Raw genomic sequence first — 12,687 nt, forward strand, 5'->3', positions numbered from 1 at the left:
TTTGATTTTGTGTATTTAATTAAGCTTGGTTGGTAAAGTAATCTTCAGAGAAGTTCATGATCACTTCAGAACCTGCTTTTACTTTAGCAATGCGTAATGCCAATTCAGGTAAAATACGCTGCGTGAAGTAAAGAGTCAGTGCAAGTTTGTTTTGGTAGAACTCGCCATCTTTGTCTTTTGCTGCATCTGCAATGCGGGCAAACATATAGGCAAAGCTGAGTAAGCCTACAGCATGTAGGTAATCAACGGCTGCTGAGTTCGGGAACTCAATGTTTTCACGAGCAGCTTCGAGTACATATTGAGTCACTGCTTCAACTTCAGCTGCTGCATCTAATGTTGCATCTTTAATGTAGTTCAAGCTAGCATCTAAGTTGTTTGTAAAATCACGGATTTCTTGGATATATTCAGCAATGAATTCACCATTGCACTTAATGGTTTTACGACCAATTAAGTCTTGAGATTGAACGCCGTTGGTCCCTTCGTAAATCTGTGCGATACGCAGGTCACGAATACATTGTTCCATACCCCATTCACGAATAAAGCCATGACCACCGAAGACCATTTGCGCATCGAGTGTTGCTTGGAAAGCTGTATCTGTTAAATACGCTTTCGCAATCGGTGTTAATAGCGCAACACGGTTATTGGCTGCTTTGACTGCTTCTGGGTCAGTAGAGAACTTGGTAATGTCTAATTGTTGACCGACATAAACCGCAAATGCACGAGATGCTTCATTGTTGGCACGTGCGTTCAGCAACATACGACGTACATCACCATGAACTAAGATGCTGTCTGCAGGTTTTGCAGGCGATTGAACGCCAGAAGCGCTACGGCCTTGTAAACGATCAGTCGCATATTGCGCTGCATTTTGATAAGCAAATTCAGAAGCACCTAGGCCTTGAATACCCATAGACAGACGTTCGTAGTTCATCATGACGAACATCGCTGCAAGGCCTTCATTTTCTTTACCAACCAGGTAGCCTTTCGCGCCATCAAAGTTCATCACACATGTTGCAGACGCTTTGATCCCCATTTTATGTTCAATAGAACCAGGGCCTACAGCATTACGCTCTCCCAATGAACCATCTGCATTCACCAAGAATTTAGGTACGATGAATAGTGAAATTCCGCGTGAGCCCGCAGGCGCATCAGGCGTTTTCGCTAAAACTAAGTGGATGATATTTTCAGAAAGGTCATGGTCACCGCCAGTGATGAAGATTTTCGTACCAGTAATGTTATAAGTACCGTCTTCATTACGTTCAGCTTTAGTTTTGATAATACCTAAATCTGTACCTGCATGCGGTTCAGTTAAGCACATCGTGCCTGACCATTCGCCTGTATACATTTTTGGCAAATAAGTTTCTTTTTGCTCTTGTGATGCATAGCTGTTTAACGCCATGCCTGCACCAACAGAAAGAAGCGGGTAGAGCATGAATGATGGGTTGGTTGCAAACAGCATTTCATCAGACAGAACAGTCAGCATTTTCGGCATGCCTTGACCGCCCCATTCTTCATCTGCGCCTAGACCAATCCAGCCGCCTTCTGCATATTGTTTAAATGCTTCTTTGAAACCAGCAGGAGTCGTGACATTGCCATTGCTATAGGTTGCGCCTTCTTCATCACCTGTGCGGTTTAAAGGATGAGTGACGTTTTGCGCAAATTTTGCCATTTCTTCAAGAATGGCTTCTGCAGTTGCAGCATCAACGTGAGCAAGATTTTCGTTGTTTTGCCAGAATTGTTCTGCTTTAAAAACATCATTTAAGATGAATTTCATATCTGCAAGCGGCGCATTATAAATTGGCATGTTCGTTCACCTGTTTATTGTTTGAATCTGTGGACTTGGGGCAATTTGTATCGACATAAAGCGTGGAGAAAATTGACCAAAGTAAAATTATGAGACTATTTATAAAGAAAAAGGACTGCCAATGCTATGACCGTCCTTTCTCTATTTCTGCACTCACGAGTACAATTTTTTGAATATGTTTTAGATATTCACATTAGAATGCAAAGTGTTCTGCATCCAATGCCATAAGAGGATCTAGGCCACCTGCAATCACTTCTACATGAGAGCGAACGCGTGGTAAGATTTTCTTGAAGTAGAAGCGAGCAGTCGTTACTTTTGCATTGTAGAAATCAACATCTGTTGTTCCTGCAGCTAAAGTTTCTTTTGCAACTAGTGCCATGCGAGCCCATAAATAAGCAAGCGTTACATAACCAGAGAAGTAGAGGTAATCGACTGCAGCAGCACCTACTTCTTCAGGGTTTTGCATTGCTTTCATACCAATCTGCATGGTTAAGTCGCCCCATTCTTTGTTTAGCGCAGCAAGCGGCTCAACAAATTCTTTCATGGCAGCGTTGTCTTTGTTAGCTTCAACAAATTTATGGATGATCTTGGTGAAGTCTTTCAACATTGCACCTTGAGTACCCAATACTTTACGGCCTAACAAGTCAATTGCTTGAATTTCAGTCGTACCTTCGTACAAGCAAGAGATACGTGTATCACGTACGATTTGCTCCATACCGTGTTCTGAAATGAAGCCGTGGCCACCAAATACTTGAACACCGTGTTTTGCAGATTCAGAACCTGTTTCAGTCAAGAATGCTTTAGCAATTGGAGTTAATAATGACAAGATATTGTCAGAGAACTTACGTTCTTCTTCAGTTGCACCTTGTTCCACGATATCGGCATGGAAAGACAATAAGTAAACCAGAGCACGACCAGCTTCAGCAAATGATTTTTGCGTAAGCAGCATGTTGCGCACTGCAGGGTGCACGATAATTGGATCTGCTTCTTTTTCAGGTGCTTTAGGGCCTGAAAGTGAACGCATTGCCAAACGATCTTTTGCGTAAGCAAGTGCACCTTGGAAAGCGCCTTCAGAAGCTGAAAGACCTTGTACAGCAGTACCGATACGTGCAGTGTTCATGAATGTGAACATGCAGTTTAGACCGCGGTTTTCAGGGCCAATCAAGAAGCCTTTTGCGTTATCAAAGTTGATGACACAAGTCGCGTTACCATGGATACCCATTTTGTGTTCAATCGAACCACAACGTACCGCATTGCGCTCACCAATTGAGCCATCAGCATTTACATTGAATTTAGGTACGATGAATAATGAAATACCTTTCGTGCCTTTTGGTGCACCTGGAAGACGAGCAAGTACGATATGGATGATATTTTCAGCCATGTCGTGTTCACCAGCAGAGATAAAGATTTTCTCGCCAGAAATTGCATAGCTACCGTCTGCTTGTGGTTCAGCTTTAGAGCGGATAATACCTAAGTCAGAACCTGCATGAGATTCTGTTAAGCACATCGTACCAGTCCATTCACCTGAAACAAGTTTAGGAAGGTAAGTGTCTTTTTGTTCTTGAGAACCGTGGTGTTCTAAAGTACGTACAGCACCATGAGATAGACCAGGGTACATACCCCATGCCCAGTTCGAAGTACCCACCATTTCTGAAATGATGTTGCCTAAAGAAACCGGTAAGCCTTGACCGCCGTATTGTTCTTCAGCAGATAAAGATGGGAAACCGAGTTCGATATATTTTTGATACGCTTCTTTAAAACCAGTTGGTGTTGTTACAACGCCATCATTCCAAGTACAACCTTCACGGTCGCCGACTTGGTTAAGAGGAGAAAGTTCATTTTCACAGAAGTCAGCAGCAGCTTCTAGATATTGGTCAACCAACTCACGACTTACGGTGTCTGAAAATGCAGGCAGTTGTGCATAGTGATCTTCTGCTTTTAAAAGTTCATGCAGAACAAATTGCATATCACGTAAGGGCGCTTTGTATTGTGGCATATCGTTTTCCTCAATACTGGTTTCTACCAGCGTTAGTAATCCTAAATAACATTTGAACGTGTCTTCAATGACACGTATTGGAATGGTTCTAATCGTGCAACATCTTCTTATTGGGTACAAGCATTTCAGGGTGATTTGTTGGTGACTGTAAAGTCAAAGAAATATCCCTTGAAAAAGCTAAGTGCATTGAGTGTAAACGCTTTTAGATGAAAATAAATGACACAAATAGTCAAAAAGCGTAAAAAGATATGTCCAATAAAAAAGGCACTCATGGGAGTGCCTTTTTTACGCAATGATATTGCGATCTAAGTTTGGATTATTTTACTGGTGCTGGCGTTGGGGCAACAGGGGCTTTAGGTTGGAAGCGAAGCTCACATTTACCATTGATTTGCTGTTCGCCAACTTTAATCGCAACCGCACTGCCATCGGTTTTGCCTTGGCATGCTTTCATAATCGCTTGTTGTTTGGCTTGGCGTTCCGCTAAACGCTGATCAAACTGTTTAGTCAGCTCTGCACGTTTTGCATCAGTCCAGTGGCTCACCGCGTTGCATCTGACCACGTATGTCGCCACGCATTGGACGATGTTCACCGCGCATTGGTTTGTGTTCACCACGTGCTTTTTTCATGTCTTGACGGTCTGCTTTGAACACCATGGTACATGTACCATCAATATTTTTATCGCCAGCTTTTACTTGAACTGTTGAACCTGTAGCCTTGCCATCGCAGGCTTTTTGCATATCAGCAAACACTTGACGTTGCTCGGCACGCATTTGTTTAAAATGTTCACGTTGCTCAGGTGACATACGACGATCTTGATCACCATGATGTTGTTTCATCATACGGCCATGATCGTTATCTTTTGGTGCGGTTGTCGATTGACAGGCAGTTAATGCACCCATGCTCAGTACGCTTGCACCGATTAAAGCAATTTTGGTCATTTGTTTCATAGTCTTTACCCCACCAGATTAGATCTTTTTCCGATGGTTAAAGATTAAATAATAAAGATGTAGAAACAATGGAGAGTTTTTTAGTTGCGTGTTCGCTACAATAATGAATATAGAAGAAAAATGAGAGTTCTCGTTTGAAAATACGTCGTATCCCGATTGCCCTACGCTTGTTTCTGACTGTGCTGTTGACGACGCTCGTCATCACAACGGTAAGTCTTGGCGTTTTGCATTGGAATATGCAGCGTAATTTCACCAAATATGTGGCCGATGTCGAGATGCAAAAGCTTGACCATGTCATTGAAAATTTAGCCGATGTGTATACGGTCTATCATGATTGGGGCAATGCGATTCAGGCACAGATTCTGCAAATTGAAGGGCAGGCAGCGCCAGATGACTATGATCGTCTCTCTCGGTGGTGGCTACGTCGTCAATATGACATTGCATTGCAGCAGCGCTATTTCCAAGATCATAGTTTAAATGCAGCATCGATGCTGGCAACACCACAGCATACGGCAGAGCAAAAAATTGAAGAGCTGAAATGGCTGGAACAAAACTTACCATCTGAGTTCCAACCCTTTGAAGGTTTAAAATTTCCTTTAAGTACGAACCAAAATGTATTCCGTCCAAAAGAGTCGAACACAGATGAAAAAGATGCAGATCAATCCTCACAAAGTAACAGTAATAATGGTGGTAAGAAACAATTTATCCAAATGCCTGACCGCTTGGGCTTGAGTTCGCGTTTATCTTTATATGATGCACATCGCCAATTTGTTGTGGGTGAGCCGACAGATGAACAAATCTCTTATCGTCCGATTATGGTGAATAATCAAATCGTGGGATATTTGGGGCTCAAACCTGTACTCGATCAAGATGATGCGATCAGTATTAACTTCTTTAGTAAGCAAAAACGTTATTTATTATTGGTTTATGTGATTACGTTTATTGCAAGTTTGATTGCAGCATTGTTATTGGCAACATACTTTAAAAAACCGATTCAGCGTTTGTTAATGGGAACACGTGAATTAACCAAGGGCAATTATCAACATCAAGTTGCAGTGAACCGTAATGATGAGCTTGGTGATTTATCGAATGAATTGAATCAGTTGGCCGTAATTCTCGATCAGCATGAAACGTCACGTCGTCAATGGGTGGCTGATACTTCACATGAATTGAAAACGCCATTGGCCGTGTTACAGGCTCAAATTGAGGCGATGCAGGACGGTATTCGTAAGCCAACGCCAGAGCATTTTACTTCGATGTTGAATCAAGTCAGTAGTCTGAAAAAATTGACCAAAGATTTGGCTGATTTGGCGCAAGCTGATGCACAGCAATTAAATTGTTATCTCACTACGATTAATCCGTGGGATGTAGTGATGCAAGAGGTTGAAAGCTTTAAGCCGAAGTTTGAGCAAGCAGATTTGAAAATTACCGCAATGGGCGAAGGGACTTCATTACAATTAGATATAGACCGTTTTAAACAGATTATGGTCAACTTATTGGGTAACAGTATTCGTTATACGGAAGCTGGTGGTGAAGTGCATGTTCATACTGAGCAAGATGAAACCCAGTGGACCGTGTATGTTGATGACAGCCCATTTGGTTTAACTGATGAACAGTTGGCACGTTTAGGTGAGCGTTTCTATCGTGTGGATGATTCACGTACGCGTGCAACTGGTGGTACAGGATTAGGATTGGCGTTATCCGTAAAAATAGCTAGAGCATTGGGTGGAGAGTTGAGTTTTGATCATTCTCCATTGGGCGGTTTGCGTTGCAAATTGACATTTCCCAAACAGATGAAATATTAAAAGGAAGCATGCATGAAACATATCATGTTGGTTGAAGATGAAGTGGAACTTGCACAGCTAGTGCGTGATTATCTAGAGGCTGCAGGCTTTGAAGTCAGCATGTTTCATGATGGTCAAGAAGCCTATGACAGCTTCACGCAGCGTAAGCCGAGTCTAATGATTTTGGACCTAATGGTGCCACGTATGGATGGCTTAACCATTTGCCGTAAAGTCCGTGAGCAGTCTGATTTGCCGATTATTATGGTGACTGCACGCACTGAAGAAATTGACCGTGTATTGGGGCTTAATATGGGTGCTGATGATTATGTCTGCAAACCGTTTAGTCCGAAAGAATTGGTGGCACGTGTGCAAGCAGTATTACGTCGTTTAGAACGTAAAGCAGAGCCAGAGGTGAATGATTTATTCCGTATGGACAAAGCACAGCAGCGCATTTGGTATCAACAAAAAGCGTTGAGCTTAACGCCAACAGAGTTTCGTTTACTAGAGTTGTTTTTAGAGCATGTAGGGCAGGTGTATTCACGTGCGCAGTTACTGGATCATATCAATCCAGACAGTTTTGAAGTGGCTGACCGTGTGATTGACAGCCACATTAAAAACCTGCGCCGTAAAATTTCGGATGCTGCTGAAACTGGCAACCGTCATGAGTGGATTCAAGCTGTGTATGGCGTCGGCTACCGTTTTGAATATCCAGAAGATTAAAATAGATTGTAAATACTAAAAGGACAGGCTTCGGCCTGTTTTTTTTTGCTACGTGTATAGCTAGTTGCATTAATTTTAAATACAAGAAGAACCGAAAGCCATAAAGGCATAAAATGTGAAATTTGCGCATTTAATGAAAATTGGTTATTATTTTGCTGGAATTTTAACCAGTATGTTTGGGCTGGCAGAGTTCAATGTAGACATAACAATTTTTAAAAATGGAACAGCCAGAGGGCAGAACAGATGAAAAATAGCGCTTTTGTAAAAATAATAATGGTCACGGGTGTCTTGGGTTTAACGGCATGTGGTGGTAGTGATCGTGATGAGACAGGGAGTGTACCGCCAGAGCCAGTTGCCGATGCTATGGTACAAAAGAGCGTAGAAGAGCTGACTTTATTAGATGTGAATAATCTTGCTTTAAATGCTGCGTCGATTCAGATTTTAAGTGATGAAGAATGGCAAAAAGTACAAGCAGGCAGTCTGAAAATAGCAACGAATACAATTACAGCAGATGATTCTGAGCAGCTCTTTCCACCGATCAATAGTTTACCGACAGCAACTCATTTTAAAGGTCAAAGTTATCTTGCAAATGCTCAAGGCATCGTTAAACTGCCTAAATTGGCTGCAGGCACATATTATGTTTTGGTCACTAAAAATGGACAGTCTGCAGTTTCGGCATTCTTGATCCATCCTAAAAATACCAATAAGAGCATTGTGTTGAATGTGGTTCTCAACTGCTTAGACCAAGACTGTCAGACACTAAGTGATGCACCAGTCAATGATGCAGTGGTCGGAACATTGTCTGGTCAAGTGATTTTTAAAGGGAAACCTTTGGCGAATGCGCAAGTGTCATTGTCTGGCGGTACAGCGACCAATGGCGCATTTGTTAGTGCTTTGACTGATGCCAATGGATATTTCACGCTTTCATTTAATGTATCCAGTGCGCTGCTTGAAGCATTGAAAAATGCCACGCTCACCATTAACGGTGCAGGAATTAACACTATTACGAAAAAAGTTACGGTCATTGCTTCTTCTGCATCGGGCTATCAATTTGAAGTGCTGCCTGAAACAGTGTCTGCAGATGCAGTTTGGCGTGAAACTTTTGAAGCGGATTCTGCTACTCGCAATGCATGGACAAGGTCGCAGCCAAGTGTGGCCAATGTTGATTGGCAGTTGCTAAACAAAGGTCACAACATCCGTAATAATCAAGTGAATCAGCGTGTACGCTTAGCGCCGAATGACCAAAGTCAAGGCAAGGTGCCTGAGCCACTGCAAGGTAATACGGCATATTGGTATGGCGACAAAGTAAATGGCAACTTTATTGGCGCTTTAAGTGATTCATCTTTGGCTCCAGAGTTTGATGGCGGAACATCTAATACCCATAATATGGGTGAGTTAATCTCACCTGCCATTAATCTAAGCCAGTATCAAGCGCCTTTGAGTTTAAGCTTTAAAACATGGTGGGAAATTGAGTCTGTCAATCCAAATAATCAGGGATTCGATTTGATGAATATTTTAGTTTCTACCGACGGCGGCAATAGCTTTAAGACTTTAGCTCGTTTAAACCCGCTGGCAGATCCATCCTCGGCATATGAGCGCGCGCCGATTCCATACAGTAATTTAGGCTTTAACCTCGCACCGGCTGCTGTTCAGCAAGAAGCAATTTCATTAGATGAATATGCAGGCAAGGCCAATGTTCAGCTGAAATTCCAATTCAAAACGGTCGATCAACTTTATAACGGTTTCCGCGGTTGGATGATTGATGATGTGGTGATACAGAAAAAAGCCGGAACTTTCCCATTATTTGATGGTGCGAGTTTTGATGAAAATTCGGATAGTTTCTCTCAGGACTATAGTGGCGCAGCTGCAAAACAAGCGGGCACTGTGCTGAAAAGCACGAAGAGTTATGCACGGTGGGCTGAAGTGCCACAGCGTAAATAAAAAATTTACATGACACCGCAGCATGAATAAATAGGTTTGACGTTCTGCATTCACTATCAATCATCCATCAATTGAAGTGAATGCTAAAAAGCAGCTCTCTATTGAGGGCTGTTTATATTTAAAGGGACAATATATTCAGCCACTTTAGTATACTGGCGGCTAAAGCTTCCGGCTGTTCGAGTGGAATCTTATGGCCCGTATTGTCCATCCTATCAATTTGACCAAGTGCTATGGAGAAATGCAGCTCACGCGCTGTATTCCATAATGATTCATACAGAAATGATCTGCGAATATTTGGCTGCAAAGAGCTGCACAGGCTACAATCCACTTTTTTATAAGATGAGAACGTGTTGTGAGCAGCGAAATGCCTCAACTGCAGCGCCGATTAAAGAACCGTCATATTCAGCTGATTGCAATGGGTGGCGCAATCGGGACAGGGCTATTTTTAGGCTCTGCGCATATTATTGAGTCGGCTGGACCATCGATAATTCTGGGCTATTTGATTGGTGGTTTGATTGCTTTTCTGATTATGCGCCAGCTGGGCGAGATGATCGTGCAAGAGCCAGTCACAGGTTCATTCAGTCATTTTGCTTTTAAGTATTGGGGCAAGTTTGCGGGCTTTTTAACGGGCTGGAACTACTGGATTCTGTATATTTTAGTAGTGATGACCGAGCTGACCGCGATAGGCAAATATGTCAATTACTGGTGGCCGCATGTGCCTGCTTGGATTTCAGTTTTGGTGTTTTTTGCTGTGATTACGCTAGCCAATTTAGCTAATGTCAAACTGTATGCAGAATCTGAATTTTGGCTGTCGATGATTAAGGTTGTGGCGATTGTTGCCATGATTATTTTTGGTATATACCTGCTACTTACAGCGGGCGCAGACTCTACCGCTTCGATTAGTAATTTATGGGTACATGGCGGCTTCTTCCCGCACGGTTTTGAAGGCTTATTCTACATGCTAGCCTTTATGATGTTTGCTTTTGGCGGCATTGAATTAATCAGCATGGCGGCGGCTGAAACTGAAAATCCTGATCAAAATATACCGAAAGCGGTGAATCAGACCGTAATCCGCGTGTTCTTATTTTATATCTGTTCCTTGGCGGTACTGCTGTCGCTGGTGCCGTGGAATCAGTTGAAACTTGGCGGTTTGGATCATAGTCCTTTTGTGATGATTTTTAATCAGATGGGGATTGATTGGGCGGCACATTTGCTGAACTTTATTATTTTGACTGCATCCGTTTCGGTCTGTAATAGCGGCATGTATGCCAATAGCCGCATGCTGCTGGGCTTGGCAGAACAAGGCAATGCGCCAAAAGCATTTAAGCAGGTGAATAAACACGGTACGCCGATTGCCGCGGTTTTATTTTCTGCTTTGCTGATTTTTGGCTGTGTACTGCTGAATTATTTCTTGCCTGAAAAAGCATTGAGTTATTTGATTTATATCGTGGTGAGCGCTGCGGTGCTGAATTGGATGCTGATCAGCTTGATTCATTTGAAGTTTAGAAAAGCGATGCAGCAGCAGGCTATTCAAACTAAATTTCCTGCTTTATTTGCGCCGTTCACCAACTACTTTGTCTTAGTATTCATGCTGATGATTTTGTACATCATGTGGAATCAGGGTTTTATGTTGTCGGTGCTGATGCAGCCCGTATGGATTTTATTGCTGTTTGTACTGTTTAAAGTGATGCAATTGAAGAAGATTTAATACCATGAAGGCTTAGGGAAGAGCCTTTGTTCACTGTCACTAAAAAATGATTTTGAAAAATTCTGACAAAATACGCAAATTGAGTGAATATTCATATAAAAACTGCTCTAGTGCACTCAATTCTAGGGCGAATTTATATAAGATTATGATTTATATTGGATAAAACAAATTATTTCGTATAACGTGTATTATGTTAATTTTAGGAAATCTTTAGAATCACTATGCAGATAATCAATTCAATTGCGAATCACTTTATATTGTTTTCTACACAATAGTTTTTCCATTTATTTTTAAAGTCTTCTATAGCTTTTTCTGCTTCTTCCTCTTTGGTATAGACAGGTGATTTCTTCACTTCATCTACTATCTGATTGAAAATTTCACCTTCCTCTTTGAAGAGGTTGCTATAAATACTTTTAGCTTTTTCTACATCTGAACCCATTTGATGAAAAGTCATCAATGTGTCTGCTGCATATGCAATTCCATCACATTGTTCATTGTCATCCGCATTTGAAAAGGAACAAGTTAGTAATAATATCGAAAAAATTATTGGTTTTTTCATAATGGGAAATTTCATTTTAAATATGAATACTAAAAGATTTCTATGGATATTAAAATCCATAGAATTTTACTTCACTTAACATAATTGCGATTATACTAAATTTGCAAAATCAACCAGATCGAAAGGGAAATGTTATCTAAACACTTCTCAGCAATTCAATCCTCTGCCGTTGTCCTTTCTTTAACTTCGACACCACCAATTCATAAGAATTTAGCACCAAATCTTGCAGCAGTTCTTCTTCCAATTCTTCATCTGCAAATACAGAAATCCAATGCTGCTTATTCATATGCCAACCCGCACGAATAAAGGGATAAATATCTCTAAACATTGCGCCATTGTCTGGCAGCACTTTCAAATTGATCGCTGCTTTGCCTTCTAAGTGAAAACTCAGCAAAAAAACCTTATCCATCACTTTAAACACATCACAGCCTTCACCAAAAGGCTGGCTGCATGTGGTTTCAGGCAAGGCTAAGGCCGACTTAGCTGCTGCAGCGTGTAATGCAATCATAAGAAATAACCTAAAAATAAGCTTGAACGTTAAAGTCTAAGGATGAATATGAATAACGGTATCATTATTTACCAATTGCCAAATTTCATCCATATCAATATTACGCACTGCAATACAGCCCCAAGTCCAATCTTTTTGTGGGAAATACGTCATCAGTTGTGGTGCAGCTTTCATTTGTAAACTGGTCGCCGAACCATGAATCATAATGTCACCACCTGCAGAAACCCCTAGATTTTTAGCCTTCTGTTTATCGGCCGCATTGGGGTAAGAGATATGCAAAGATATATAAAATGCGCTTTGCGGATTGCGCCAATCTATATGATAAGTTCCTTCTGGCGTCTTGCCATCACCTTCTTGAACTTTATGTCCAAGCGGTTGAAAACCCAGACGCATCGGGTAACGCCGAATGACCTGATCCTGATGTTTTAACTCTAAATAACGCTCAGCTTTATGTACCTGAATATTGTCGATCGGCGTTTCTGTGCGAATTTTTTGAATTTGCAAATCACTTAATTTAGGTGGAAAGGCCAGTGCATTGGCAGGTGTAGGTAGATATTTTTCAAATTTTTGATAGCCCGAATAGCTTGCAACAAGGCAGATTAGGATAGCGAAACTAAAGATCGTGATATTTTTTCTTGTCATTGTAATTTAGTGGATAAACTGCTTTCGCAGTCCATCGATTTCTGAATTGTGGATAATGTTTAAATTATCCACAATTTTGAT

Annotated in this window: 9 protein-coding genes and 1 pseudogene; 4 read left to right on the forward strand and 6 right to left on the reverse strand. The window is 41.5% G+C overall.

The genetic code is table 11. The features are described 5' to 3' along the window. Positions 1 to 19 precede the first annotated feature (19 nt). The 3 genes and pseudogenes from FTU34_RS12655 to FTU34_RS12665 form a co-directional block, all read right to left on the reverse strand. Entirely contained in the window at positions 20 to 1,801 is a 1,782-nt protein-coding gene (locus tag FTU34_RS12655; RefSeq protein WP_180035826.1) for an acyl-CoA dehydrogenase C-terminal domain-containing protein, read from the reverse strand. Positions 1,802 to 1,994: 193 nt separating this feature from the next. After that, positions 1,995 to 3,797 carry an acyl-CoA dehydrogenase C-terminal domain-containing protein gene (locus tag FTU34_RS12660; protein WP_180035827.1) on the reverse strand — a complete coding sequence of 601 codons (1,803 nt, stop codon included), beginning with the start codon at positions 3,795 to 3,797 and terminating at the stop codon, positions 1,995 to 1,997. 316 nt (positions 3,798 to 4,113) lie between these two features. Beyond that, positions 4,114 to 4,744 (reverse strand): annotated as a pseudogene (locus FTU34_RS12665) (hypothetical protein). A gap of 134 nt (positions 4,745 to 4,878) precedes the next feature. Here FTU34_RS12665 and baeS point away from each other — a divergent pair. From baeS to FTU34_RS12685, 4 genes are all read left to right on the forward strand, one after another. Next, entirely contained in the window at positions 4,879 to 6,549 is a 1,671-nt protein-coding gene (baeS, locus tag FTU34_RS12670; protein ID WP_180035828.1) for a sensor histidine kinase efflux regulator BaeS, read from the forward strand. Positions 6,550 to 6,561: 12 nt separating this feature from the next. After that, on the forward strand, positions 6,562 to 7,248 hold the full coding sequence (locus FTU34_RS12675) for a response regulator (RefSeq protein WP_078191240.1): 687 nt from the start codon (positions 6,562 to 6,564) through the stop codon (positions 7,246 to 7,248). Between the two features lie 243 nt (positions 7,249 to 7,491). Then, the gene (locus FTU34_RS12680; protein WP_180035829.1) at positions 7,492 to 9,189 is read left to right on the forward strand and encodes a carboxypeptidase regulatory-like domain-containing protein; all 1,698 of its coding nucleotides are present in this window, start codon (positions 7,492 to 7,494) and stop codon (positions 9,187 to 9,189) included. Between the two features lie 352 nt (positions 9,190 to 9,541). Continuing rightward, positions 9,542 to 10,897 carry an amino acid permease gene (locus FTU34_RS12685; RefSeq protein WP_180035830.1) on the forward strand — a complete coding sequence of 452 codons (1,356 nt, stop codon included), beginning with the start codon at positions 9,542 to 9,544 and terminating at the stop codon, positions 10,895 to 10,897. A 247-nt stretch (positions 10,898 to 11,144) separates the two neighbouring features. Here FTU34_RS12685 and FTU34_RS12690 read toward each other — a convergent pair whose 3' ends face one another. The 3 genes from FTU34_RS12690 to FTU34_RS12700 form a co-directional block, all read right to left on the reverse strand. Then, positions 11,145 to 11,456, reverse strand: a complete 312-nt coding sequence (locus tag FTU34_RS12690; protein ID WP_180035831.1) for a 3-hydroxybutyryl-CoA dehydrogenase — start codon at positions 11,454 to 11,456, stop codon at positions 11,145 to 11,147. Between the two features lie 136 nt (positions 11,457 to 11,592). Further along, positions 11,593 to 11,964, reverse strand: a complete 372-nt coding sequence (locus FTU34_RS12695; RefSeq protein WP_218950078.1) for an MmcQ/YjbR family DNA-binding protein — start codon at positions 11,962 to 11,964, stop codon at positions 11,593 to 11,595. 36 nt (positions 11,965 to 12,000) lie between these two features. Continuing rightward, positions 12,001 to 12,606: a murein L,D-transpeptidase family protein gene (locus FTU34_RS12700; RefSeq protein WP_180035832.1), complete on the reverse strand. Its 606-nt coding sequence runs from the start codon at positions 12,604 to 12,606 to the stop codon at positions 12,001 to 12,003. Positions 12,607 to 12,687 lie beyond the last annotated feature (81 nt).

The organism is Acinetobacter sp. YH12094 (genome assembly GCF_013419295.1).
Classification (GTDB): domain Bacteria; phylum Pseudomonadota; class Gammaproteobacteria; order Pseudomonadales; family Moraxellaceae; genus Acinetobacter; species Acinetobacter amyesii.